This is a genomic window from Beijerinckia sp. 28-YEA-48, from assembly GCF_900104955.1.
Lineage (GTDB): Bacteria > Pseudomonadota > Alphaproteobacteria > Rhizobiales > Beijerinckiaceae > Terripilifer.
In genome coordinates this window covers 3,100,148-3,123,164 of record NZ_FNSI01000001.1, presented here as the reverse complement: position 1 = coordinate 3,123,164, position 23,017 = coordinate 3,100,148, and the positions used below count along the sequence as shown (strand labels likewise).

Genomic DNA, 23,017 nt, shown 5'->3' with positions numbered 1-23,017 from the left:
AGGAGAAGACTCAGTGTGAGGTCGGTTTATTCCCGTTCCGCGCCAAATTTTTTCCGGCGCATTTGCGCGCAGGCGTTGGGAGCCTTAGAGGGGCGCCCACGACTTTACGTCTCCAACCTGCTATCTTTCGCCATGGCCTCCCCACCTCGCAAACGCAATTTCCCCCGTCCGCTCGGCGAATTCATCGCCAAGGCGATCAATCCGGTCGTGGCGAAACAGGGCTTTGGCGAGGCCGATATCCTGCTGCACTGGCCGCAGATCGCCGGCCCTCGGCTGGCGGCGGTGAGCGAGCCGCTGCGCCTGCAATGGCCGGTGCGCCCGCCTGGCCGCGCTCCGGATGCGCAGCCAGAGCCGGCCAGTCTGGTCTTGCGGGTCGAAGGCGCTTTCGCGCTCGAATTCCAGCACGTCGCCCCCCTTCTGGTGGAGCGGGTCAATGCGCGCCTGGGCTGGCGCTGCATCGGCCGGGTGGTCTTGAAACAGGGGCCGATTCATCGGCAAACCACGGCCCGCAAGAAGGTGGTGCCCCCCAGCGCGGTGGAGCAGCAGCGTGCCGCGGTCGTGACCCAGGGGATTGATGATGAGGACCTGCGCGGGGCGCTGAACCGACTGGGGTCCCGGGTTTTTCAACCGCAACGCGCGAAAACGTGAGAAAAAGTCTATAAGTTTGCCTTGCTGGCAGGTCGCCGGCTTGCCACATTCGACGCTTAGAGCAAACGCGTTTCCTTAGAACCGCATTTTGCCCTAATCGTCAGGTCTGACGCGCCTTTGCTCTTTGCAAAACGCTATGGCCGGTTCGGCTCTCCCGTTTCACAGGAATGGTCCAGTTCATGTCTGTCACACTTCGCAAAACCCGCCGTCAGGTCCTTGGGGGCGCCGCAGCTGGTTCGGCCGCGCTTCTCGCCGCGAGCCTGCTTCCTTCGGCGGCCTTCGCGCAAAATGTGCCCGTGGCTGAGCTGATGAAGCCCGGCGCGCTGCCGGACATCTGGCAGGGCGATGAAAAGGCCCCGGTCACCATCATCGAATATGCGTCGGCGACTTGCTCGCATTGCGCGCATTTCCATGAGACGACCTATAAAGAGTTGAAAACCAAGTACATCGACACCGGCAAGGTGCGCTTCACCCTGCGCGAATTCCCGTTCGACCCGCTGGCACAGGCTGGTTTCATGCTGGCGCGCTGCTCTGGCGACGACAAGCGCGACGCGGTGGTCGGTCTGCTGCTGTCGCAGCAGAAGAATTGGGCGATGTCGGATAAGCCCCTGCAGGGCCTGATGACCCTGATGCGCCAGACCGGCATGTCCCAGGAAACCTTCGAAAGCTGCCTGAAAGACCAGGCGCTTTATGACAATGTCGGCAAGGTGCGCGACATGGGGGCGGAGAAATTCACCGTCAATTCGACGCCGACCTTCTTCGTCAACGGCACCCGTCTCGTCGGCGCGGTTTCCCTGGAAGAGATGGAAAAGCTCATTCTTCCCTCTCTGAAAAGCTGAGAAGCCCTGAGAGGCGAAAAAGCCAAAATCCTGGGTCAAATCGCGCTTCGAGAGAAACGCGATTTGCCCTAGGTTCCTGCGCCGCAGGCTTCAAACGGCTTTTCTCACAGGAAATTGGCCCGAATCAGAGGCTGCGACTTGCCTGTTACGAGCCTTTATGACGGCTTAGGGACAGGGATGCTCCCTGGGGCCGAATCGTTCGACGGACAGGCAGGGGGCGATCCTGCCCTGGTCGTGCCGCCTCCTTTGGAAGGCAGCCAGATCGGGAGGAAGACCCGGATTTGCGTAAGGAACGAGGCGTATGAAGTTCAATCGGCTGCGGCTCACAGGGTTTAAGAGCTTTTGTGAGCCGACGGATTTCGTCATCGAACCCGGCCTGACCGGCGTGGTCGGCCCGAACGGTTGCGGCAAGTCCAATCTTGTCGAAGCGTTGCGCTGGGTGATGGGTGAAAATTCCTACAAATCCATGCGCGCCTCCGGCATGGACGACGTCATTTTCTCGGGCTCCGGCAACCGGCCGTCGCGCAACACCGCCGAGGTGATGCTGGTCCTCGACAACGCCGACCGCTCCGCGCCGGCCGCCTTCAACGACGCCGATCTGCTCGAAATCTCGCGCCGCATTGAGCGTGAGTCCGGCTCGACCTATCGCTTCAACGGCAAGGAAGTGCGCGCCCGCGACGTGCAGTTGCTGTTCGCCGACGCCGCCACCGGCGCCCGCTCACCGGCCATGGTGCGCCAGGGCATGATCGGCGAGATCATTTCCGCCAAGCCGCAGCAGCGCCGCCGCATCCTTGAAGATGCCGCCGGTGTCGCCGGTCTGCATTCCCGCCGCCACGAGGCGGAACTGCGCCTGAAGGGCGCCGAAGACAATCTCAACCGCCTTGAAGACGTGATGAAGCAGCTCGACTCGCAAGTCGACAGCCTCAAGCGTCAGGCGCGTCAGGCGACCCGCTATAAGGGCCTCGCCGCCGAAATCAGGCGCTCTGAAGCGCTGCTGCTGCATATCGCCCACCGCGACGTGACCCGGAACATGGGCGAAGCCGAGAGCAAGCTCGAAGCCGACACCCGTGAGGTCGAGGAGCGCACCCGCCACCAGGCGGAAGCGGCGCGTCTCCAGGCCATCGCCGCCTATGAATTGCCGCCGCTACGCGACGAGGAAGCCAAGGCCGGCGCGGCTTTGCAGCGCCTCATCCTGGCGCGCGAACAGCTCGAGGGCGAGGAAGAGCGCGCCAAGCAGCGTGTTGTCGAACTCGAACGGCGCCAGGCGCAGCTCGAAAAAGACATGGCGCGCGAGAAGGCGCTGATCGACGACGCCGCTGGCGTTTTGGGCCGTCTCGATGCTGAGGTCAGCGATCTCGATCAGGCGACCGAGACAGCCGGCGACATGGAATACGAGGCGAAGGAAAAACTCGCCGACGCCGAAGGCCGCCTGGCCGAGACGGAAACGACCCTGGGCGAGGCGCAGGCCGCGCTGTCCGACATCAATGCCCGCCGCAACGCCCTGCAACAGGCGCTCAACGACGACGCCCAACGCCTGCAGCGGTTCGAAAGAGAACTGGCGCAGGTCGCGGCCGAACTCGAAACCCTGCGGGCGGCCGGCGTCGCCGAAGATGAATTCGCGGCACTCGCCGAAGCGCTCGAGGGGGCTCAGGAAGCTCTGTCGGCCGCCGAAGAAGCGGCGTTGGAAGCCGAAGGTGTCCATAGCGAGACGCGCGCCGCCGAATCCGAGGCGCGCACGCCGCTGGCCGATGCCGATCGCAAGGCGCACCGGCTCGAAACCGAAGTGCGTACCCTGTCGAAACTGCTGGCCACCGCCGAGAGCGATCTGTGGCCGCCGGTCGTCGACGAAATCAACGTCGCCAAGGGCTATGAAGCAGCACTTGGCGCCGCGCTCGGCGATGATCTCGATGCCTCGGTCAACGCCTCCGCGCCGGCCCATTGGTCGCTGCTCGGCGATCACACCCAAGACGCGCCGCTGCCGCCGGGTGTCGAGTCGCTGGCCAAACTGGTCACCGCACCGACGCAACTGGCCCGCCGCTTGAACCAGATCGGCGTTGTCGTGCGCACCGAAGGCGCGCAGCTGCAGAAACTGCTGAAGCCGGGCCAGCGCCTGGTATCGAAAGAAGGCGACCTGTGGCGTTGGGACGGCTTTGTCGCCGCCGCCGAAGCGCCGACCCCGGCCGCCCGCCGCCTGGTGGAACGCAACCGCCTTGGCGATCTGACCCGCGAAGCCGAAGAGGCCCGCCGCGTCGCCGACGGTTTGAAGGCCCAGGCCGACCAGATGGTCGAGCGCGTTCGCGTCGCCGCCATGGCGGAGACCCAGACCCGCAACGATGCCCGCAATGCTCAGCGGGTTGTCGGCGAAGCGCGTGAAGCCCTCAATGCGGCCGAGCGTAAGCGGGCTCAATCGGGCGCGCGCGTTTCGGCGCTGGAGGAAGCCTCCAATCGCCTGACCCAGAGCCGCGACGAAGCCCTGGCCAAGAATACCGAAGCGCAGACCGCGCTCGAAACCTTGACGCCGACCCTGCAGCTGACCGGCAAGCTCGATCGGGCCCGTGCATCGGCCGCCCACGCGCGCGCCGAAACGGCGGAAGCGCGCGCTGCCGTGCAGTCTCTGGCGCGCGAGGCGCAGGTGCGCCAGCAGCGCCTGATGGCGATCAACAACGAGCGTCAGTCCTGGGACGAGCGGCGCAACCGCGCCACCGGCCAGATCACCGATTACGAAGAACGCATCGCCGAAGCGCGCGAGGAATTGGAAACTCTGGCGGAAGCGCCGGAACTCTTCCTTGAACGTCGCCGCGCTCTCATCGGCGAAGTCGACAAGGCGGAAGGGGCGCGCAAGCTTGCCTCCGACAAGCGGACGGAAGCCGAAACGCGCTTGACCGACAGCGATCGCCTGGCGCGCATGGCGCTCGATGCGATGTCGGCGGTGCGCGAAGAGCGCGCCCGTTCGGAGGCGCGCGTCGAAGCTTTGCGCCAGCGCCACCAGGACATCGTCCACAGCATCGCCACCGACCTGGAATGCGAGCCCCATGCGGTGGCGGCTCTCGCCGGCGTCGGGCCCGACGACGCACTGCCAGAGAGCGCCGATGTCGAGCGCAAGCTCGAAGAGCTGAAGCAGGATCGCGAACGTCTCGGCGCCGTCAACCTGCGTGCGGACGACGAACTGGGCGATATCGAAGGCCGCCGCGACTCGCTGACCAGCGAACGCGATGATCTGACCGAAGCGATCCGCAAGCTCCGCACCGCTATCCAAAGCTTGAACAAGGAAGGCCGCGAGCGTCTGGTCGCCGCCTTCGATATCGTCAACAACCACTTCAAGGATTTGTTCACGAGCCTGTTCGGCGGTGGCGCGGCGGAATTGCAGCTGATCGAATCCGACGATCCGCTCGAGGCCGGCCTCGAAATCATGGCGCGTCCGCCGGGCAAGAAGCCGACGACCATGACCTTGCTGTCGGGTGGTGAGCAGGCGCTGACGGCGATGTCGCTGATCTTCGCGGTGTTCCTCACCAATCCGTCGCCGATCTGCGTGCTCGACGAAGTGGACGCGCCGCTGGACGATTCCAACGTCGAGCGGTTCTGCGATCTGCTCGCTGAAATGCGCAAGAAGACCGACACGCGCTTCATCACCATCACCCACAACCCGATCACCATGGCCCGCATGGACCGGCTGTTCGGCGTGACGATGGCGGAACGCGGCGTGTCGCAGCTCGTCAGCGTCGATCTGGCGGAAGCCGAAGTGATGGTGGCGGCGGAATAATCTCCGCTGCTTCTGCGCTACAAAAAAAGCCGTCGCCTGTTCGGGCGACGGCTTTTTCGTTTTCAGCGGTTCGCTAGGGCGTAATCCGTCCGTCCGCATTGCTGACGAGGAATTTGTCGCGACGGGTCAGAAAATCCCGCGCCACTTTCGCCAGCGCCTCCGGTCGCTCCTCGTCCATGTCCTTGCCGGTATCGAAGACATAGACGAGATGGCAGGTGGGCAGCGCCTTCTTGATTGCGGTGGCGGCGGCATCGCTTTCGGCATCGCGCGTGCCTGCGAGAGCCAGAACCTGCGCCTTGCAGTCGTCGGCAAGCGCCGCGGCACGCTGGGCTGCCGCATCATCAGGGGCGATCAAAATGACCGACTCGACGATGCCGGCATATTGCGCGGCGAAGGACAGAGCTTCGCCACAAGCGGCACCCTTGGCGATGATCGCGGAGGTCGCTGCCTGATCGCTGCCCGCCCCCGATACCACCGTTCGTCCGGCGGCGATCAGTTTCAGCGCCGGCGAGGCGGCAGCATCGGCGAAGCCGAAGCAGAGCAGGGGCGTGCTGGCGGATGAAGTCGCGTTTACGGTCGTGTCCATCGTCGTTTCCTCACCAATGCCGGATGCGCGGCAGCACTTTTTCGCCGAGCAGTTCGATGCTGCGGATGGTTTTGGCGCCCATCTGATGCGCCACGGTCAGATCGATCACCCCAGCGCCCAGTTCGCGCTTGATGCTCTCGATCTGCTTCAACACCGTCTCCGGCCCGCCGAGCAGGATCTGGCCCTGATCGATGCGCTCCTGCAAGCTGCGCGGCATCAACCGCTGGCGCTGCATGTCGGCGTCGCGGCCATAATAGCCGGTCTCGGCGATGGCGCTTTCGAGCCCGCGATTGGCCATGGTGAGGCCAGTGCGCGCGCCGGTCTTCGTCGCCTCGACAAAATCTTCCAATGCCTGATCGTCGTTTTCGCCGACATGCACGGCGACGCGATAAATCACGTCCTCGGGTTCCGGCTCCCAGCCATAGCGTGCCGCTTGCGTCCGATAATGCGTGACGGCTTTCGCGGCCAATGGCACGGTGGTGACGGCGAAGCCGAGACCGACCCTGTTCTTGGCCGCGAACTCGCCGGCTTCGGGGCTTGAGCCGGACATATAGATTTTCGGATGCGGCGCTTGCACGCAGCGCGGCCAGATCGAAATGGTGCGGTATTCGTAATAGCGGCCCTGCCAGCCGAAGGGCTCGGTCTGCGTCCAGGCCATTTTGATCAACTGCAAGGCTTCCTCGAAGCGGGCGCGCGATTCAGCCGGATTGATATTGTAGGTGACATACTCGTTGGGCGTGCCGCGCAGCATGCCAGCGACAACGCGCCCGCCCGTCATCGTGTCGAGCATGGCGAATTCTTCCGCCACGCGCACCGGATTGAGAATGGGGATGTCGGCGCCGAGCAGCGCGATCTTGGCGCGCTTGATGACCTGCGTCAGCGCGCCGGCCATCACCATCGGATTGGGCGTCAGCGAGAACGGTGCATAGTGATGCTCGGCCACCGTCACCCAATCGAAGCCGATCTCGTCGGCAAGGCGAAACTGATCGAGGCTTTGTTGCATCGACTCTTGCGCCGCCTCGCGGGAGTAGACAGAGCCTGAGACCGGCCAGCCTTTATCGAGTGACGGCCCGCTATATTTGCAGGTGGAGAAGAGGGCAGCTTTCATGGGCTTTTCGCGCTTTCCTTGCGTGTCAGAAGCATGAGGAGGAGGTAAACGACAATCGACAAAACGGTGAGAATGGCGACGACGGTCGAGAGGGAATAGGCAATGGCGAGTGGTCCCGCATGGCCGTAGACCGTGTCGGCCACCACCGCATAAAGCGTCGTGCCGACGAGTGTGCCGATCAGACCCATCCAAAGAAAATGCAGCGAGGTGATCTTGCCGGCCATTTCAGGCGGGGCGAGGCGCGTGATGAAGGCCGTGCCGATCGTGAAGAGCGACGTGGCGATCAGCATGTAGATCGCCTGTAGCACCCAGGCCGTTGTCACGTTCGGCGCGAGCGGCATGTAGACGCCCGGCAGAAAGGCCAGCACGCAGACGATGATGCCAAAGAGCGGCACGGGATTGGCGACGCCGGCGCGCTCAAGCCGGTCAAGCACGGTGCCGGCGATGAACTGGCTCGATGCGCCGAAGACCAGGGTCATGATGCCGAGCGTGAAAGCGATCTCGGGGCGCGACAGTTTCCACACGCGCTCGAACATAGCCGGCGCCCAGATCCCATGCGGCACAGTCATGATGATGGTGAGACCGTTGACCAGGAAGACCAACGCAAAGACTTTCCAACGCTGGGCCATGAAAGCGATGGCAGCGCCCATGCCGCTACGCTCGGGCGTCATCGTACCGGTGCGGGGTGGCTCACGGAAAGTCAGGACAAGCAGCGCGACGGGCATGGTGATCAGCGCGCAGCCAAACAGCACCACCTGCCAGGAGCGCACGGTGCCAAACAGTGGCAGGGTGATGGAAGGCGCATCGCCGACGGCGCGCAGGATGAGGCCGCCAAGCAATAAAGCGGCGGCGGCGCCGATATTGGCCCCCATCGCCCAGATGGCGACGGCGCGGCCGCGCTGATCGGGCGCGAAGGCGTCGCGAATGATGGACGCAGCGCCAGGCCCGACAACCGATTCGCCCGCGCCAATGCCCAGTCGTCCGACGAACATCATCCAATAGCTCGTGGCGAAAGAGCAGAACATGGTCGAGGCCGACCAGAAGCCAATGCCGGCCGACAGCACGGCCCGGCGGCTGAAGCGGTCCACCAGAATGCCGGCGGGAATCGACAGGCCCGCATAGGTCAGGATGAAGGCGAAGCCGACCAGCAGGCTCACTTGCGTATCGTTGATCTCGAAGTCGCCTTTGATCTGGTTGATCAGTAGCGGCAACGACTGCCGGTCGACGAAGGAGACCGCATTGGTCAGGCAGAGGATCGCCGCCATGTACCAGAGGCGGAAAGAGGACGCGGGCGCAGTCGAACGCGCGGTGACGCGCCCAGCCTCAATATCCATGGCGTCCTCCCCGGACTTGGCGATTATGCCGAGGGAATGTGCCGGGTCAGCTTCGATCTGTCAATAATTAGTGCACTTATTTTTGAGCCGCGGAATTCCAATAGGAATTTTCCACCCCGGCGATCTCCGAAAGCAGCTCAAGGAACAGGTCCCGCTTGTCTGCGGGCAGGCGCTCGATGACGCGTTCCTGCACCCGGGTCAGGGCCGGCAGCATCTGTTCGAGCTTTTCGGCGCCCGCCGCCGTCAGGTGGAGCGAGTGGCCACGGCGGGAGCGGCTGCCCTTGTCTCGGCGAAGCATCTTCATGGTCTCGAGTTTGCGGATGATGTGGCTGGCCGTCACCGAATCGTAGCCGGCCGCCGCCGCGATCTCCCGTTGTTCGAGCCCAGGCATGAGCTGGACCGTTTGCAGGATGGCGAACTGGGCGTGGGTCACGCCAAAGGATTTCGCCTCGCTTTCATAGATATTCTGGGTGACTTGCTGCAGCCGCCGCACCAGATGTCCAGGCAGATCGTAGAGCGGGCGCATGGTCTGTGATTCCAAGGCTGTTTCGTCCCTTCGCGCCAGAACTGGCTTGCGTGCTTCATCCGCTGCTTAGGCCATTGGGCGCGGCTTTTCATCCGAGCAGAAACCTGGTCCGGGGAAAAGCCCCTTTGGTATCTTACAAGATAATGAAAAGACTGATACTTCCTGTTTTGCGATCGGCGCGCAGATGCATTGACAGGCCATACCCGCGTCAATATGTTGCGCCCGGCTCGCAAGGGAATCTCTCATTTTTTCAGGCGTCGCACTTGCGCGAGCGCAGGCCGCGCCGCATGAGACCGCTGATGTCCGGGGACGAAAGTGACGAAGCTCGCCGGAGCCGCGAGGATCTTGAACTTCGCGCGCGTCTCGACCGTTTGTCGGGCGCGCTGAAGGACCAGAACCTTGAAGCGCGTGAGCGCAAGGCAGGGGCGAATACGGACTTCTCGGGAGCCGAGACGGGGCGGGCGCTGAGTTTAGGCATCCGCGTCCTGTCGGAGTTCGTGGCGGGGGTTGTGGTCGGTTTTCTAATCGGCTGGCAGCTCGATGCGTGGTTTTCAACGACGCCGTTGTTTCTCATCCTCTTTCTGGGGCTGGGGACGGCGGCGGGTTTCTATAATGTCTATCGCATTGCCTCGCGTCCGACCGGACCGGCAAAGCCGAAAGACGAAGACAAGGCCTGATGCGCATCTTGCGCTGATGAGAAGGGTGACGAAGTGGCGGCTGAAGCAAACGCGATCGATCCGATCCACCAGTTTGAGATTCATCCGATCGTGAAGATCGGTCTCGGCAATGTTGACGTCTCCTTCACCAATTCTTCCTTGTTCATGGTCATCATTCTGGCCGGCATCTCGCTGTTGATGCTGTGGGGCACGAGCAGCAAGGCTCTGGTGCCGGGCCGCCTGCAGGCCGCCGCCGAAATGGCTTATGAATTCGTCGCCTCGACCGTGCGCTCAACCGCCGGCGATCACGGCATGAAGTTCTTCCCGCTGGTGTTCTCTCTGTTCATGTTCGTTGTCTTCTCGAACGTGCTCGGCCTGATCCCCTACACCTACACGGTGACCAGCCAGATCATCGTCACCTTCGCTCTGGCGGCGCTCGTCATCCTCACCGTCATCATCTACGGCTTCTACAAGCACGGCATGCATTTCTTGAAGCTGTTCGTGCCGTCCGGCGTTTCGCCGTTCCTGCTGCCGTTCCTCATGATGATCGAAGTGATCTCCTTCGTGTCGCGGCCGATCTCACTCTCGGTTCGTCTTTTCGCCAACATGCTCGCCGGCCACATCACCTTGAAAGTGTTCGCTGGCTTTGTGGTCATGCTGACTGGCGCTGGTGCAGCGTCCATTCTGGCGCCGCTGCCGCTTCTCGCCATCGTCGGCCTGACGGCTTTCGAGCTGCTGGTCGCTGTTCTTCAGGCGTATGTTTTCGCCATTCTAACTTGCGTCTATCTGAACGACGCAATTCACCCGGGCCACTGATAATTCATTGAACAACAAATAGTCGCCCACAACACACGAACAGGAGTTCAATATGGATCCCGTAGCAGCAAAATGGATTGGCGCAGGTCTCGCGGCGATCGGCATGGGCATCGCCGCCGTCGGCGTCGGTACGATTTTCGGTAACTTCCTCTCCGGCGCTCTGCGCAACCCGTCGGCCGCCGACGGTCAGTTCGGCCGCGCCTTCATCGGCGCCGCGCTCGCGGAAGGTCTCGGCATTTTCGCGTTTCTCGTCGCGATCATCCTGCTGTTCGTGAAGTAAGAACTGAAGCCGCGCGCACATCGGTGCGCGCGGCATTCTTGCTCGTTTCACTCCACACCGTTTTCGGGATAGCAGCATGCTCATCTCCAGCGCCTATGCAGCAACACCGGCCGCCGGTGCCGCCGCTGAAGCCGTGTTTCCGCCGTTCGATCCGACGTGGTTCGCCTCGCAGCTCGTCTGGCTCGCGATCACTTTCGGTCTGCTCTACTGGCTGATGTCGCGGGTGGCGCTGCCGCGCGTCGCTGAAATCCTCCAGACGCGTGAGGGCCGCATCACCGGCGATCTCAAGAGCGCCGCCGACATGCAGAAGCAGGCCGATGACGCCGCCGTCGCCTATGAAAAGGCGTTGAGCGATGCCAAGGGCAATGCGCAGACCACCGTGCAGCAGATGCGCGACAAGCTGAACGTTCAGATCGAGAGCGATCGCAAAACGCTTGAGGCTGGCCTCAACGACAAGCTCGCCGCCGCGGAAGCGCAGATCGCTTCGACCAAGGCGCAGGCCATGGGCTCGGTCGCATCTCTCGCCACCGACACCGCTGGTGAGATCATCAAGCACATCACCGGCAAGGGTGCCGATGCGGGCGCGCTCGCCCGTGCGGTCGCCGCCGAGAAGATCGGCTAGGAGTTCGCCCCATGCATTTCGATGCCGAATTTTACGTCGCCGTCGGTTTCGTCCTCTTCGTGCTGTTGCTGGGCTATCTCGGCGTGCATCGGACGATTCTGAGCGGGCTTGATGGCCGTAGCAAAATGATCGCCGACGAACTCGACCAGGCCCGTCGCCTGCGCGAGGAGGCGGAAGCCGTGCTCGCCTCGTTCAAGAAGAAGGCGATTGAGGCGCAGGCCGAGGCCGATGCGATCGTGGCGCAAGCCAAGACCGAAGCGGAAGCCATGGCCAAGGAAACCGCCGAGCGCATGCAGGATTTCGTTGCCCGGCGCACCAAACAGGCCGAGGCGAAGATCGCCATGGCTGAGGCCCAGGCCACCAATGACGTGCGCGCCATCGTCGCCGACATTGCCGTCAAGGCCGCCGAAACGGTCCTGAAGGTCGAGACCAAGGGCGAGGCCGCCGCCAACCTGATCACCAAGGGCATCGGCGAGCTGAAAAGCCGGCTGGTCCACTAAGCACTCAGCGCCAAACACAAGCTTCTGATCAAACCCCGGGGAATCTCCGGGGTTTTTTCTTTGCAATTAGCTGCGGTCAAGGTAGGTGTGCGCTAAGTTAAAGAGGTCGGCGCTTGACCAATACCGCCGCCGGCGGGAGTGAAGGGTATCGAGGGCAAGCCCGCTTATGCGTATCTGCTTCTTTTCGGACATTCACGGCAATCGCGAGGCCTTTGACGCCTGCTTCGCCCATGCGGTCCGCCAGAACATCGATCAATTCGTCTTTCTCGGGGATCTCGTTGGCTATGGCGCCGATCCCGCCTATATCGTTGAGCGGGTGGCCGATCTGTGCGCCGATGGCGCCGTCGCTTTGATGGGCAATCACGATTACGCCGCCGCCAAGGGCATCACCACCGGCATGAATGACTATGCCAAAGCGGCCATCGAATGGACCCATAACCAGCTCGATCAGCCGCGGCGCGACTTTCTCGAAAGCCTGCTGATGCGGGTGGAGGATGAAGATCGCCTCTATGTTCATTCGGATGCGTCGGCGCCGACGCAGTGGCTCTATGTCGGCGACGAGAGCAGCGCCGAACGCAGCCTGCGCGCCACGCGCCAGCGGCTGACCTTTTGCGGACACATCCACATTCCGCAATTGTACCATATGACGCCGGCCAAACCGGCGAAGCTCTTTACGCCCAAACCCGGCGCGCCGATCCCCCTGGTCGGTCATCGCCAATGGTTGGCGGTCCAGGGCGCCGTCGGCCAGCCGCGTGATAAAAATCCGTCGGCGGCCTACAGCATTCTCGACACGACCAAGAATGAACTGACATATTGGCGCGTGCCCTATGACATCGAGGAGGCAGCCCGAAAGATCCATGCCGCCGATCTACCGAAAATTCTGGGCGCGCGCCTGTTCATTGGCCGATAGAGCTATGAGCACGTCATGAGCAAAATGGACGTGCGGATCGGGGAGGTCATCGACGGCTTCACCGTCGAGGAGCAGGTGCACGTCGGTGGCATGGCGATCATCTACCGCGCCAGCCATCCCGATATTCCGGGTCGTGTCCTCTTCAAAGTGCCCAAGATCATCGACGCCGATGATGCGACGGTGATCGTCGGCTTCGAAATGGAGATGATGATTCTGCCGCGCCTGTCGGGCATCCATGTGCCGAAGGTCTATAGCGTAGGCGACTATGCCCGCCGTCCCTACATCGCGATGGAATATATCGACGGCGAAACGCTTTATCCCTTGTTCGAAAAGTCGCCGCTGCCGCCGCAAGAAGTCGCAGCCATCGGCCAGAAAGTGGCGACCGCCCTCGTCGACCTGCATCGGCAGAAGGTCATCCATCACGACATCAAGCCGTCCAACATCGTGATGCGGAAGACCGGCGAAGCGGTCTTCATCGATTTCGGCCTATCGCGCCATCTCGAGATGCCGGATCTGCTCGAAGCCGAGTTCCGCCTGCCGATGGGCACCGCGCCCTATATTTCGCCGGAGCAGGTGCGCCAGGACCGTAGCGATCCGCGCTCCGATATCTTCTCGCTGGGCGTGCTGCTCTATCATTTGGCGACAGGCGAGCGACCTTTCGGCCTGCCGCAATCGCGCCAGGCTTTGCGCACGCGGCTGTGGCGCGATCCCGTGCCGCCGCGCAAGATCAGACCCGATGTGCCGCCCTGGTTGCAGGAGATCATCCTGCGCTGCGTCGAGCCCAATCCGGCCAAGCGCTACCAGACGGCAGCGCGCCTCGCCTTTAACCTGCAACATCCCGATGCGGTGAAGCTGACCGAGCGCGCCGAACGGTTGAAGCGCTCAAGTCTGTTCCTGCAACTGCGCGCCTGGCTCAAGGCGCGTGCTCTGCCGCCGGCTGAACCGCAGCCCTATTCGGCGACATCCGATCCGATCGTCATCGTCTGCGTCGATCTTTCCGAAGGCTTCGAATATCTCGCCGAGGCCTTGTTCGTCGAAACCCAACGCGTGGTGGCCTCTGTTGCCGATGTGCGGATTGCTTGCATCAATGTGATGAAGCTGTCCGCTGTCTTCATGCACGAAGCCTTCGATTCCGACGGTCGCAACAAGCATGTGCAGCGTCTGGTCGAACTGAAAGATTGGGCACGACCGCTGGGGCTCGATCAGGGCAAGCTGTCGTTTCATGTGCTGGAAGCGTTGGATATCGCTGAGTCGCTGCTGGAATTCGCCCGCACCAGCCACGCTGATCAGATTCTGATCTGCGCGCGCGGACACTCCACTCTGCGCCGCTATCTCGGCAGCGTGTCGTCGGAAGTGGTGGCCCGCGCCCATTGCACGGTGACCGTGGTGCGCGCGCCTGAGCCAACGAGCAGCTAAAGCATCAACCTCTTCAAGGCGTCGCGCGCCATGGTGGTTGCCAGCCTGGCTTCAACCGGCGGCCGAGATAGAGCTCGGCTTGCAGCGAGGGTTTGCCGGCGCGGGTGATATCGATGGTGCCGAGCGGTTCGATCGAGTCGAAGTTCTTGCCGACAAGCGACTCGACACTCTGGAAATCCGGCAGCGGCCGCACGATCACCGCATCCTGGCCGACAAAAGGCTCTGCCGGCGCCAGCACGCCATAGCCGCGCGGATCGTCGCAAATGCACAAAACGGGCATCTGGCCGCGTAACCCGTAATCGATCTTCGCCGTATGTAGCCAGCGCAGGCCGGTGACGAAGGTGTTGGGCTTGCCGAGCAGACCGCGGGCGGCCAGGGCCGTTGAGAGATCATGCCAGTCGGTCGTCTCGATCAGCGGATCGCGCATCTTCTCCAAAGCGGCGAGCGGCACCGGTGGCCAGCCGATACGGGCAAACGTCGAAGCGATGACGATGGCCGTGGCGGTGACGATGGCCGTGGCCTTGGCCCATCCCCGCATACGCGAGGCCGCCTTGTCCCAGCGCGCCGAGACCGCCGCGCCGAGCAGCGGGAACAGCATCAGATAGCCGGGCGCCGCCCAATGCGGGAACACGCGGGTCGAGGACCAGGCGGCGACAAGAGTGAAAACGAGGATCGGGCCGATCGCCAGACACAAGAGCAGCCAGGACCGGCTGTCGGCGGGGCCGCGTCGTACCGCGCCGATGCCGGTCGCCACCAGGCCGAACCAGATCCAGGGCAAGAGGAACAAGGCCTGGCCGCCGAGGACGGTCAGCGGCGCCAGCAGCCGCAGTTGCGCCGCGCCGCCGCGCCCGCCCTGGAACAGGAAGGACACCCAGCCGTTTTCGGCATTCCAAATGAGGACGGGCAGGAACAGCGCGACCGCGATCAGGAAGCCCAAATAGGGCCAGGGCGACAGGAACCAGCGCCGTTGGGTGCGGCTCGTCACCAGAAACAGGCCGGTGCCCGCGAACAGGAAGATGCCATGATATTTCGATAGGAGCGCCAGTCCGCCGCAGACGCCGGCTGCGATCCACCAGCGTCCGGCGGCCGCGGGGTCGTCGAGCAGGGCACGGGCCAGGCAATAGGCGCCAGCGATCATGGCCAGCATCAGCGGACCGTCGGGCACGACGAAGGTGCCGGCGGTGACGCCGGTGACGGGCGCGCAGACATAGGCCAGAACGGCGAAAAAGCCCGCGCGTGCGTCGTAGAGCCGCCGGGTCAGCAGAAACAGCATCCAGCCGGTCAGGCAGCCGAGCAGAATGAAGGGCAGCCGCACGACGGGCGCCCATTCCGTGCCCGCCAGCCGCTCCGTCAGGCCCGTGATCCACCAGGCGAGCGGCGGATGGTCGAAATAGCTCCATTCCAGATGGCGGGCGGTGACGACCGTATAGGTCTCATCGATGCCGAGCCCCAGATTGGCCGCCAGGATCACCCGGAACAGCGCCGCGACGGCGAGGACGATCAGGGCGGCCCGAGCGAAATCGGTCGTCTGGCTCCTGGTTTGGGCTGGATTCGGCACGGCATGTCCTCGTTAGTCTGGCGGGGCGATCCCCACACGCTGCGCGTGGCGAAGTCAACGGGGGCCGATTCGGGCGATTTGCCGGTTGCCCCGTGCGGATGCAACGGCTAATCGATCCCCCATGTCCTCCCCCCGCCTGACCATCGTCGTGCCGACGTTCAATGAGCGCGGCAACATCGCCGAACTCGTGCGACGGGTCGACGCAGCCTTTGGCCCGGCCGGCGGCTGGGAAATGGTCTTCGTCGACGACAACAGCCCCGATGGCACGGCGGAACTGGCCAAACAGTTGGCCGATGCTGACCCTCGCGTGCGCTGCCTGCGCCGGGTCCATCGCCGGGGCCTGTCAGGGGCCTGTATCGAAGGCATGCTCTCCTCGGCCGCGCCCTATGTGGCGGTGATGGACGCGGATCTGCAGCATGACGAAGCCATTCTGCCGCGCATGCTGCAACGGCTGGAAGCGGGCCAGCTCGATCTCGTCGTTGGCTCGCGTCTGGCTGGCGACGGTAGCGCCACTGGCGGCTTGTCGGCGAAGCGCGAGGCCTCGAGCCGTATTGTCGCCACCATCGTCGGGCGTTTCTTTCCGCGCGGCGTCAATGATGTGCTGAGCGGCTTCTTCATGATGCGCCGCGAGGCGTTCGATCGTCTGGCGCCACAGCTCGAACAATCGGGCTTCAAAATTCTTGCCGATATTCTCATCACTGCAGGCGATAGTTTGCGGACGGAAGAGATCGGCTTCGACTTCCGGCCGCGTCATGCGGGCGAGTCAAAACTGGATTCAAGAGTCGTGCTCGATTTCGCTGGCCTGTTGCTCAACAAATTGACGCGCGGCCTGCTGCCGGTGCGTTTCGTCTTCTTCGCCATCGTCGGCGCCAGTGGTGTCGTGGTGCATCTGATCGTGCTGCGATTGGCCTTGATCACCGCCGGCCTGTCGTTTGCGGTGGCGCAATCGCTGGCGACCTTGGTCGCCATGACCTGGAATTTCTATATCAACAACCAGATCACCTATCGCGACAGCCGCTTGCACGGTGGCGCCTTTGTCTATGGCCTGCTGCTCTTCTATCTGGTGTGCGGCATCGGTGCCGTCGCCAATGTTGGCATGGCCAATTGGCTGTTCATGCGCGAGCCGACGTGGTGGCTGGCGGGCATTGCCGGCGCCGCCGTCGGCGCCATCTGGAACTATGCCCTCAGCTCCAGCATCGTCTGGCGCAAGAAGTAATCTCGATGTGATCCTCAAGTGGTCTTGGCGCACGCTTGGTGTTTCCTGGCCAAGAGACTATGTATGTCGGGTGCAATCTAGCAGCGAAGCATGCCGATGAACCGAATGGAACGTTTCCCGCAGCCCGGCGTCGAAGCCGAAGTCCGTTACCTGGACGGCGATTTCCGCGTGCTGCGCCCCGGCACGTTCGTGCGCTGCAAGGTGACCGAAGAGCCGATTCCGATCGAGGAATTGCGCTACTGGGACGTCGATCTCCAAGAGGCCTATGCCACGCCGCAGGCTAAGCTTGATCGGCTTGGCCTCAAGGTTAAGCTCTAAGCAGGTCGTCGAGGAGCTGGTCGAACGCCTCGGTCTGCCGAGGTTCGAGCGTCACGGCCAGCGTATCGATCGGCGGCAGATCCTTGAGATGCTGTAGCCGCACATAATCCTTTTCCGTCGTCACCAGCATGGCGCCTGCCTGCCGCGCCGCCGATTTCAGCATCGAGATATCGGCGCTGGAATAGGGATGATGGTCGGGAAACGGCAGAGCTTGCGCCACGTTAGCGCCCAGCTCCCGCAAGGTCTTGAAGAACTTCTCAGGGCGCCCGATGCCAGCGAAGGCCACGACCTTCTGCCGCGCCAGCCGTGCGCGGCCCGAGGCGTCGGGTTCGAGCACAGCCTCGATGACAGGCAAGGCGCGTTCGCGCGCCATCAGGGTCGGCCCCTTGGCACGCGGGCCGCCGCCGATCGTCACCAGAGCGTCGACGCCGATCAACTGGTCGGCAAGCGGCGCCCGCAGCGGCCCGGCCGGGATGCACAGGCCGTTGCCGATGCCCGTCGCGCTATCGACCACGGCAATCGACAGATCCTTGTGCAAGGCCGGGTTTTGCAGGCCATCATCCATAACCAGCACGCTGGCGCCCGCCTTGATCGCCATGCGCGCCGCCGCCACGCGGTCGGCGGCGACGATGGTGGGCGCATGGCGGACGAGCAGCAGCGGTTCGTCGCCAACTTCGCTGGCGCTGTGCTTGGCGGGGTCGACGAGGATCGGGCCGCCCTGCGGCCGGGCCGTCGCGCCATAGCCGCGCGAGAGGAAATAGGGTGCTTCGCCACGCGCATCGAGCCGTCGGGCGATGGCAATGGCGGTGGGCGTTTTGCCGGCGCCGCCGGCGACGAAATTACCAATACAGATCACGGGTATGCTGAGGCGCGTCCCCGATCGCTGCATGCGGCGACGGGTGATGGCGCCGAAGGCTTGGCCGAGGGGGGAAAGCACGCGGGCCAGCGCACTGGGGCGCTCCTGCCACCAGAATTCCGGGGCACGCATCAGGCAGCGATCCGACTCTGGGTGAGGTCGGTCATCAAACGTCGCGCGAGAACAGTCCGCCGAGTCGCCATGGCCATAGCGTTTCATAATTTGAAGACGCGTCAAAATCAAAATGACGCTGAGCAAATCGCGTTTCTATCGAAACGCGATTTGCTTCAGATCATGCCTTAGCGCCGACCGACCCGCAATTGCAGAAGATAGGGCTCGAGCGCCCCCATGATTCGGTCTGACGCGCCGCCGAGCTGCGCCACCGTTTCCCCGGCCCGGCGTACCATGATGCGCAAGCGCTGGCCGTCGGCCATCAGCGCCAGCAGGGTGCGCGCCAATGTATCGCGGTCGCCCACTTCCAGGGCGCCGCCGGAACGATCGAGTTCGTCATAGACCTCGATGAAATTGCCGACATGGGGCCCATGCAAGATGGCGGCGCCAAGCTTTGCGGGCTCTATCGGATTTTGTCCGCCGGTCGCGGCCAGTGACTTACCGACGAAGACGATGCTGGCGAGCCGGTAGAGCAGGCCGAGCTCACCCATGGTGTCGGCGATATAGACTTGCGCGCCAGGCGGAATGGCGTCGCCTTGCGAGCGCTGATAAGGCTGCAGGCCGTCCTGCGCCGCCAGATTGGCGATCTGCGCGCCGCGCTCCGCATGGCGTGGCGCGATGATGGTAACGAGATCGGGAATGCGCTGGCCGAGCTGGCGATGGACGGCAAGCGCGATCTTCTCTTCGCCTTCATGGGTCGAGGCGGCCAGCCACAAAGGCCGCGAGCCGATCATCGCCTGCATGCGCGCCACTTCCGCCGGATCGGCGGGCAAAGCGGCGACATCATATTTGAGATTGCCGCCGACGAGCACGCGCGGCGCGCCAAGGTCGGAAAACCGCGCGGCGTCGGCGTCCGATTGCGCCAGGCAGAGATCGATGTGTGACAGGAGCTGCCGCGCCGTATGAGGCAGTTTCTTCCAGCGATCGAAGGAGCGTTGCGACAGGCGCGCATTGACGAGAATGACCGGAATGCGCCGCGCATGCGCTTCGCCCAGCGCATTGGGCCAAAGTTCTGATTCCGCGAACAGCACGAGATCGGGCCGCCAGTGATCGAGAAAGCGGCGCACGAAGCGGCAAACGTCGAGTGGAATATATTGATGGATCGCGCCAGCCGGCAGTCGCTCGTCGAGAATGCGCGCCGACGTGACCGTGCCGGTCGTCACCAGCACCTGTAGGCCTTGTTGGCGCAGTTTGGCGACCAGCGGCAACAGGGCAATCGCTTCGCCGACACTGGCGCCATGCAGCCAGGCGAGGCGCCCCGGCGGGCGTGCCGTGCGCGCCACGCCGCTGCGTTCGCCAATACGCGCGGCCTCCTCCTTGCCTTGGCGTTGACGCCAGGCGAGTAGGGCAGGAGCCAGGGGCAGGAGGGCCGTTGTCGCGCTGCGATAAAGGCCGAGTAGGGAGAGGGACGCAAAACTCATCAGGCTTCTCTGCCTGTCGGTTGCGGCGAAGACGTGACGCGAGGGGCGGGCTTGTTGGGCTTGGCGCCGGGATCGCGGCCGCCGACCATGGCATAGGCCTGTTTATGGACGCGGTCGAGTTCCGCCTCCACATGCTGGCGGATGCTCTCCATCTCCGCCTCGGAGGCATTGGGCGCGACGCGGATCGGCGGCGCGACGACGATGGCGCCACGAGTGAAGGGCAGGCCGAGGCTCGCCCGATCCCAGGAGGAGAAATCGATCTTCCGTCGATTGACGACGGCGAACGGATAAATCGGTCGGCCGGAGAGGCGGGCTAATGTCACGACGCCCTTGCCGGTGATGCGCGACACCTTCGGCACGTCGGCGGTCAGCACCAGCGAAACATTGTCGCCGAGCAGGCGCAGCATTTCGCGCAGGGCCAGAGCCCCACCGCGCTTGCGCACTTTCTCAGCCCCCTTGCCGCCCGATCCGCGAATGGGAATGACGCCGAGATTCTCAAGCAGCTTGGCGTTGATCTCCGCATCGGCATTGCGCGAGATGAGAGCGGCCACGCGCAAGCCCGGCGGCCAGGCGAAATGCGCCATCATATGCTGGCCATGCCAGATCGTGCCGATCACCGGCTGATCGGCAAGCGCGCGCTGGGCGAGATCGGGTGGATCAATCTGATAGCGTGTCGTCGCGTGCACCAACCGCAGATAATGCGCCGCCAGCCATGCGGCGGCGCTCTGCACCGGGCCTGAGCGGCCAAGTTTTTTGATCAGCGACATAATCAGCCCGTTCTGGGGCGCTTCGCGATCAAGACGGATCGAGGAAGCGGTGCATATGCACAATGAAATAGCGCATATGCGCGTTATCGACAGTCTGTTGCGCCTTGGCGCGCCAAGCCTTCTCGGCGCTGGCATAGTTCGGGAAGATACCGACGATATCGAGCGCGTCCGGGTCGCGGAAATTGGTGCTGTTAAGGCTTTCGAGTTCGCCGCCGAAGACGAGATGCAGCAATTGCTGGGATTCGCGGGCGCTGGAAGCTTTGTCGGTCATGGGGTCCATCTCTGATTGGAAGGTGGATAGCAAATCGGCGGTTGTTTGTCGGCGAATGTTTGACGTGCAAAAACTATGCTGCCCGGACGGCGGCGATATGACCGGTTAGCTTGGTTTTTGTGGTAGGGCGATACGCATGGCTTCGAGAAGTTGGCGCTGCAACACCGGCGGCCCGGCGGCCAGAATGCCATGCCGGGGCCGCTCGCGATTGTAAAGCGGCTGTTGCCCGTCGAGCCCGGTAAAAAGCCCGCCGGCCTCGTTGACGATGAGATCGGCCGCCGCGACGTCCCAATCCCACGAGTCGGCCGAGGCCATGCTGGCGTCGACATCGCCGCTCGCCACCCGCGCCATGCGATAGGCGAGCGAGGGCACGCGCGGCTCACGCACCAGGTCGAGATGGTTCTTAGTCAGGGCGTCGAGAAAGCCGAGCGGGCCGCCGACGGTGCTGCCGGCTAGAATCTCGCGGCCGGAGGTCGTCAGCTGAGTGATGGTGCCGGCGCGATGCAGGAAGGCGCCGCCGCCCTTGGCGGCAGCGAAGGTGTCGCCAATAGCCGGCAAGTGCAAGATCGCCAGGATCGGCCGTTGATTTTCCACCAGCGCGATGGAGATCGACCAGCGTTCGTCCCCCTTGATGAAAGCCCGTGTGCCGTCGATCGGGTCGACGATGAAGAGTTTGGCGCTGCTGAGCCGATCCGGATTATCAGCCGTTTCCTCCGACAGCCAGGCGGCTTCCGGCGCCAGCGGGCGCAGCCGCTCGCGCAGCAGCGTGTCGACGGCGATATCGGCCTCACTCACCGGGGAGCCACCGTTTTTGTAATCGACGCGCGCCGAGGTCTCGGCCCCGGTGGTGAAATAGCGCATGGCGATCGCCCCCGCGTCGCGCGCGATGTCGCTCATGGCGGCAAGCAGGGGATGGGCAAGCAGGGAATGGGCTTGGGAAAAATCGGCCAACGGGGCTCCTGATCGGCCGCGCTTGTGCACGGCAGCAACTGTCCCGTTTCCTTAAGGCAAGCTCAGCGTCCGGTGCAACCACCGGGCTGTTTCAGGGGCACCGCCGAAATGTCGGCAGCTTTACCTCTACCATAACGAGGTCTTCACCCGACCATCTGGCTGAAAAGCCTGCGCTCTTGTGCGGCGCAGCAGAAATTCTTGACAATTACAAAACTTAATAGTTTTATAATTGTCCTCATCTGCGCGGTCGTCACCGCTCTCGCAACCACAGGTTTCCCCGAATGCGTTCTCAGCGATTTGTCCGAAATGCCGGCGTCGGCTTGATCTTGACTGCGGCGACGGCGCTTGCAGGCTGTAATGATAAAAACGCTGCTGGGACCGGACCGCAGGGCGCCGCGCCGCAAGTCGGCGTCGTCACGATCAAGCGGGAGCGGATCGCCGTCTCCAACGAATTGCCGGGCCGCACCACCGCTTTTCTGATCGCCGAGGTGCGCCCGCAGGTCGGCGGTCTTATTCAGAGCCGCGTGTTCAAGGAGGGGTCCGAGGTCAAGGCCGGCGATTTGCTCTACCAGATCGATCCAGCGAGCTATCAAGCCTCCTATGACAGTGCCAAGGCCGCGCTTGAGAAGGCGGAAGCGAATGTCGTCAGTTCGCAACTGAAGGCCAAGCGTTACGGCGATCTCGCCAAGCAGAAGGCCGTCAGCCAGCAGGATGCCGACGACGCTGCCGCGACCTTGAAGCAGAATGTCGCCGACGTGGCCTCGGCCAAGGCCGCCTTGGACAGCGCCCAAATCAATCTGACCTATACCAAGCTGACCTCGCCGATCAGCGGCCGTGTCGGCAAATCGTCCGTCACCGCTGGCGCGCTGGTCACGGCGAGCCAATCCACAAGCCTTGCCATCGTGCAGCAGCTTGATCCGATCTATGTCGATGTCACCCAATCGAGCACGCAGTTGCTGCGGCTGAAGCGCCAGTTCGCCGATGGAACGTTGAAGAATTCAGGTGCCGCCGGTAGCAAGGTCAAGCTGCTATTGCCGGACGGCAGCGTCTATCCGCTGGAAGGGCACCTTGAATTCTCCGACGTGACGGTCTCGACCACCACCGGCGCCGTGACGCTGCGGGCTGTGTTTCCCAACCCCAACGAACAACTGTTGCCCGGCATGTATGTGCGTGCGGTGGTCGAGGAAGGCATCGACGAACAAGGCATCCTCGTGCCGCAGCAAGGTGTGACCCGCGATCAGCAGGGCAATGCCACGGCCCTTATCGTCAACAGCGACAACAAAGTCGAAGCGCGCGCGGTCGGTATTCATCGCGCCATCGGTAACAATTGGTGGATCTCGAAGGGGCTTGAGGCTGGCGATCGGCTAATCCTGGACGGCATTCAGAGGATTCGCCCCGGCGCCACCGTCCAGACGGTCGCGCTCGAAGGGGCGGGCAAGCAGGCGGCCACATCGTCCGACCCCGCCGTCGTCGCCCGCTAATCACAC

The 23,017-nt window shown here is 63.4% G+C and carries 23 protein-coding genes; 13 read left to right on the top strand and 10 right to left on the bottom strand.

The genetic code is table 11. From position 1 onward, the window contains the following. The first annotated feature begins 132 nt into the window (after window positions 1-132). The 3 genes from BLW50_RS14840 to smc all read left to right on the top strand — a co-directional run bounded on the left by BLW50_RS14840 (window position 133) and on the right by smc (window position 5,247). On the top strand, window positions 133-648 hold the full coding sequence (locus BLW50_RS14840; protein WP_090703903.1) for a DUF721 domain-containing protein: 516 nt from the start codon (window positions 133-135) through the stop codon (window positions 646-648). Window positions 649-827: 179 nt separating this feature from the next. Continuing rightward, window positions 828-1,487: a DsbA family protein gene (locus tag BLW50_RS14835; protein WP_090709161.1), complete on the top strand. Its 660-nt coding sequence runs from the start codon at window positions 828-830 to the stop codon at window positions 1,485-1,487. Between the two features lie 301 nt (window positions 1,488-1,788). Beyond that, window positions 1,789-5,247 (top strand): chromosome segregation protein SMC, encoded by a 3,459-nt coding sequence (smc, locus tag BLW50_RS14830; protein ID WP_090703901.1) that lies wholly within the window; start codon window positions 1,789-1,791, stop codon window positions 5,245-5,247. A gap of 73 nt (window positions 5,248-5,320) precedes the next feature. On the opposite strand, the gene BLW50_RS14825 is transcribed toward smc, so the two are convergent. From BLW50_RS14825 to BLW50_RS14810, 4 genes are all read right to left on the bottom strand, one after another. After that, a complete protein-coding gene (locus tag BLW50_RS14825; RefSeq protein ID WP_090703897.1) occupies window positions 5,321-5,833 on the bottom strand; it encodes an alpha/beta fold hydrolase in 513 nt (170 codons plus the stop codon). A 10-nt stretch (window positions 5,834-5,843) separates the two neighbouring features. Next, on the bottom strand, window positions 5,844-6,941 hold the full coding sequence (locus BLW50_RS14820; protein ID WP_090703893.1) for an LLM class flavin-dependent oxidoreductase: 1,098 nt from the start codon (window positions 6,939-6,941) through the stop codon (window positions 5,844-5,846). Beyond that, the gene (locus tag BLW50_RS14815; RefSeq protein ID WP_090703888.1) at window positions 6,938-8,275 is read right to left on the bottom strand and encodes an MFS transporter; all 1,338 of its coding nucleotides are present in this window, start codon (window positions 8,273-8,275) and stop codon (window positions 6,938-6,940) included. The genes BLW50_RS14820 and BLW50_RS14815 overlap by 4 nt, the downstream gene beginning before the upstream one ends. A gap of 76 nt (window positions 8,276-8,351) precedes the next feature. Further along, the gene (locus tag BLW50_RS14810; RefSeq protein ID WP_139267628.1) at window positions 8,352-8,801 is read right to left on the bottom strand and encodes a MarR family winged helix-turn-helix transcriptional regulator; all 450 of its coding nucleotides are present in this window, start codon (window positions 8,799-8,801) and stop codon (window positions 8,352-8,354) included. A gap of 299 nt (window positions 8,802-9,100) precedes the next feature. Here BLW50_RS14810 and BLW50_RS14805 point away from each other — a divergent pair, with 299 nt between their 5' ends. The 7 genes from BLW50_RS14805 (at window position 9,101) to BLW50_RS14775 (ending at window position 14,001) form a co-directional block, all read left to right on the top strand. Continuing rightward, window positions 9,101-9,478: an AtpZ/AtpI family protein gene (locus BLW50_RS14805; RefSeq protein WP_090709159.1), complete on the top strand. Its 378-nt coding sequence runs from the start codon at window positions 9,101-9,103 to the stop codon at window positions 9,476-9,478. A 33-nt stretch (window positions 9,479-9,511) separates the two neighbouring features. After that, a complete protein-coding gene (locus BLW50_RS14800) occupies window positions 9,512-10,273 on the top strand; it encodes a F0F1 ATP synthase subunit A (protein WP_244544252.1) in 762 nt (253 codons plus the stop codon). A 52-nt stretch (window positions 10,274-10,325) separates the two neighbouring features. Then, entirely contained in the window at window positions 10,326-10,553 is a 228-nt protein-coding gene (locus BLW50_RS14795; RefSeq protein ID WP_090703882.1) for a F0F1 ATP synthase subunit C, read from the top strand. Between the two features lie 76 nt (window positions 10,554-10,629). Continuing rightward, window positions 10,630-11,175 carry a F0F1 ATP synthase subunit B family protein gene (locus BLW50_RS14790; protein WP_090703878.1) on the top strand — a complete coding sequence of 182 codons (546 nt, stop codon included), beginning with the start codon at window positions 10,630-10,632 and terminating at the stop codon, window positions 11,173-11,175. Between the two features lie 11 nt (window positions 11,176-11,186). Next, a complete protein-coding gene (locus tag BLW50_RS14785; protein WP_090703874.1) occupies window positions 11,187-11,675 on the top strand; it encodes a F0F1 ATP synthase subunit B family protein in 489 nt (162 codons plus the stop codon). 166 nt (window positions 11,676-11,841) lie between these two features. Then, window positions 11,842-12,585, top strand: a complete 744-nt coding sequence (locus BLW50_RS14780; RefSeq protein ID WP_090703871.1) for a metallophosphoesterase family protein — start codon at window positions 11,842-11,844, stop codon at window positions 12,583-12,585. Between the two features lie 15 nt (window positions 12,586-12,600). Beyond that, window positions 12,601-14,001: a bifunctional serine/threonine-protein kinase/universal stress protein gene (locus tag BLW50_RS14775; protein WP_090703868.1), complete on the top strand. Its 1,401-nt coding sequence runs from the start codon at window positions 12,601-12,603 to the stop codon at window positions 13,999-14,001. A 13-nt stretch (window positions 14,002-14,014) separates the two neighbouring features. Here the strand turns inward: BLW50_RS14775 and BLW50_RS14770 are convergent, their stop codons facing one another. Then, window positions 14,015-15,559: a glycosyltransferase family 39 protein gene (locus tag BLW50_RS14770; RefSeq protein ID WP_090703864.1), complete on the bottom strand. Its 1,545-nt coding sequence runs from the start codon at window positions 15,557-15,559 to the stop codon at window positions 14,015-14,017. A gap of 121 nt (window positions 15,560-15,680) precedes the next feature. On the opposite strand from BLW50_RS14770, the gene BLW50_RS14765 reads away from it, so the two are divergent. Both BLW50_RS14765 and BLW50_RS14760 read left to right on the top strand, forming a co-directional pair. Continuing rightward, a complete protein-coding gene (locus tag BLW50_RS14765) occupies window positions 15,681-16,775 on the top strand; it encodes a glycosyltransferase family 2 protein (RefSeq protein ID WP_090703861.1) in 1,095 nt (364 codons plus the stop codon). A gap of 96 nt (window positions 16,776-16,871) precedes the next feature. After that, entirely contained in the window at window positions 16,872-17,093 is a 222-nt protein-coding gene (locus tag BLW50_RS14760; RefSeq protein ID WP_090709155.1) for a DUF2093 domain-containing protein, read from the top strand. Here BLW50_RS14760 and lpxK read toward each other — a convergent pair. The 5 genes from lpxK to BLW50_RS14735 form a co-directional block, all read right to left on the bottom strand. Next, window positions 17,083-18,081 carry a tetraacyldisaccharide 4'-kinase gene (lpxK, locus tag BLW50_RS14755; RefSeq protein ID WP_090703858.1) on the bottom strand — a complete coding sequence of 333 codons (999 nt, stop codon included), beginning with the start codon at window positions 18,079-18,081 and terminating at the stop codon, window positions 17,083-17,085. The two genes, BLW50_RS14760 and lpxK, sit on opposite strands and share 11 nt — an antisense overlap. A gap of 167 nt (window positions 18,082-18,248) precedes the next feature. Beyond that, window positions 18,249-19,541, bottom strand: a complete 1,293-nt coding sequence (locus tag BLW50_RS14750) for a 3-deoxy-D-manno-octulosonic acid transferase (protein WP_090703853.1) — start codon at window positions 19,539-19,541, stop codon at window positions 18,249-18,251. Then, window positions 19,541-20,308 (bottom strand): lysophospholipid acyltransferase family protein, encoded by a 768-nt coding sequence (locus tag BLW50_RS14745; protein WP_244544251.1) that lies wholly within the window; start codon window positions 20,306-20,308, stop codon window positions 19,541-19,543. The genes BLW50_RS14750 and BLW50_RS14745 overlap by 1 nt, the downstream gene beginning before the upstream one ends. A 28-nt stretch (window positions 20,309-20,336) precedes the next feature. Beyond that, window positions 20,337-20,579: a DUF4170 domain-containing protein gene (locus tag BLW50_RS14740; RefSeq protein ID WP_090703850.1), complete on the bottom strand. Its 243-nt coding sequence runs from the start codon at window positions 20,577-20,579 to the stop codon at window positions 20,337-20,339. A 105-nt stretch (window positions 20,580-20,684) separates the two neighbouring features. Then, window positions 20,685-21,530: a 3'(2'),5'-bisphosphate nucleotidase CysQ gene (locus BLW50_RS14735; RefSeq protein WP_244544250.1), complete on the bottom strand. Its 846-nt coding sequence runs from the start codon at window positions 21,528-21,530 to the stop codon at window positions 20,685-20,687. Window positions 21,531-21,811: 281 nt separating this feature from the next. On the opposite strand from BLW50_RS14735, the gene BLW50_RS14730 reads away from it, so the two are divergent. Further along, a complete protein-coding gene (locus BLW50_RS14730; RefSeq protein ID WP_090703843.1) occupies window positions 21,812-23,011 on the top strand; it encodes an efflux RND transporter periplasmic adaptor subunit in 1,200 nt (399 codons plus the stop codon). Window positions 23,012-23,017: the final 6 nt, after the last annotated feature.

Bases quoted from the DNA above. Each gene is read 5' to 3' on its own strand.
- lpxK (WP_090703858.1), bottom strand. From the start codon at position 18,081: ATGCGTGCCCCGGAATTCTGGTGGCAGGAGCGCCCCAGTGCGCTGGCC.
- BLW50_RS14740 (WP_090703850.1), bottom strand. From the start codon at position 20,579: ATGACCGACAAAGCTTCCAGCGCCCGCGAATCCCAGCAATTGCTGCAT.
- BLW50_RS14765 (WP_090703861.1), top strand. From the start codon at position 15,681: ATGTCCTCCCCCCGCCTGACCATCGTCGTGCCGACGTTCAATGAGCGC.
- BLW50_RS14820 (WP_090703893.1), bottom strand. From the start codon at position 6,941: ATGAAAGCTGCCCTCTTCTCCACCTGCAAATATAGCGGGCCGTCACTC.
- BLW50_RS14815 (WP_090703888.1), bottom strand. From the start codon at position 8,275: ATGGATATTGAGGCTGGGCGCGTCACCGCGCGTTCGACTGCGCCCGCG.
- BLW50_RS14790 (WP_090703878.1), top strand. From the start codon at position 10,630: ATGCTCATCTCCAGCGCCTATGCAGCAACACCGGCCGCCGGTGCCGCC.
- BLW50_RS14775 (WP_090703868.1), top strand. From the start codon at position 12,601: ATGAGCAAAATGGACGTGCGGATCGGGGAGGTCATCGACGGCTTCACC.
- BLW50_RS14745 (WP_244544251.1), bottom strand. From the start codon at position 20,308: ATGTCGCTGATCAAAAAACTTGGCCGCTCAGGCCCGGTGCAGAGCGCC.
- BLW50_RS14805 (WP_090709159.1), top strand. From the start codon at position 9,101: ATGTCCGGGGACGAAAGTGACGAAGCTCGCCGGAGCCGCGAGGATCTT.
- BLW50_RS14760 (WP_090709155.1), top strand. From the start codon at position 16,872: ATGAACCGAATGGAACGTTTCCCGCAGCCCGGCGTCGAAGCCGAAGTC.
- BLW50_RS14840 (WP_090703903.1), top strand. From the start codon at position 133: ATGGCCTCCCCACCTCGCAAACGCAATTTCCCCCGTCCGCTCGGCGAA.
- BLW50_RS14810 (WP_139267628.1), bottom strand. From the start codon at position 8,801: ATGCGCCCGCTCTACGATCTGCCTGGACATCTGGTGCGGCGGCTGCAG.
- BLW50_RS14785 (WP_090703874.1), top strand. From the start codon at position 11,187: ATGCATTTCGATGCCGAATTTTACGTCGCCGTCGGTTTCGTCCTCTTC.
- BLW50_RS14835 (WP_090709161.1), top strand. From the start codon at position 828: ATGTCTGTCACACTTCGCAAAACCCGCCGTCAGGTCCTTGGGGGCGCC.
- BLW50_RS14780 (WP_090703871.1), top strand. From the start codon at position 11,842: ATGCGTATCTGCTTCTTTTCGGACATTCACGGCAATCGCGAGGCCTTT.
- BLW50_RS14730 (WP_090703843.1), top strand. From the start codon at position 21,812: ATGCGTTCTCAGCGATTTGTCCGAAATGCCGGCGTCGGCTTGATCTTG.
- BLW50_RS14750 (WP_090703853.1), bottom strand. From the start codon at position 19,541: ATGAGTTTTGCGTCCCTCTCCCTACTCGGCCTTTATCGCAGCGCGACA.
- smc (WP_090703901.1), top strand. From the start codon at position 1,789: ATGAAGTTCAATCGGCTGCGGCTCACAGGGTTTAAGAGCTTTTGTGAG.
- BLW50_RS14795 (WP_090703882.1), top strand. From the start codon at position 10,326: ATGGATCCCGTAGCAGCAAAATGGATTGGCGCAGGTCTCGCGGCGATC.
- BLW50_RS14825 (WP_090703897.1), bottom strand. From the start codon at position 5,833: ATGGACACGACCGTAAACGCGACTTCATCCGCCAGCACGCCCCTGCTC.